Annotated in this window: 1 protein-coding gene; it reads left to right on the top strand. The window is 56.9% G+C overall.

From position 1 onward, the window contains the following. The coding region (locus tag AC1RPY_RS07670; RefSeq protein WP_481763094.1) for an RNA ligase family protein at nt 1-222 on the top strand (222 nt) is incomplete at its 5' end. Nucleotides 223-418: the final 196 nt, after the last annotated feature.

Raw genomic sequence — 418 nt, forward strand, 5'->3', positions numbered from 1 at the left:
GAAGTCGAACACATCGTACGTGAGCTGGGCCTGAAGCATGTGCCGGTCACCAGCTATTTCAAGCTGTCGAGCATTGCGAAAAACGCGAAAGACCTGCTGGCACGTGCCGAGGGTCAGGGCATCAACGGCCGTCCGCGAGAAGGTGTGGTCTACAAGCACGCTGATTCTGGCTTCTCGTTCAAAGCGATCAGCGATTCGTACCTGCTGAAGCATGGCGAGTGATGTGTAAATAGGAGAGGGTAGTGCTCAGGAAGATTTTCGGGTTCGATGAACAGCAGTTTCCGGCGCTTGCGGGTGCCACCTTCGCCTATCTGTTTGGCCGTATCGATCAAGATGCGCTCGTCGCTCAATTGCGTGAGCAGGCCCCGTACTCGGTTGACCGTGTGTTGGCCGTGATCCGGGCCGAAGGCGTTGAGGG

It is taken from the genome of Dellaglioa sp. CoH-56-MRSF-12 (genome assembly GCF_056782075.1).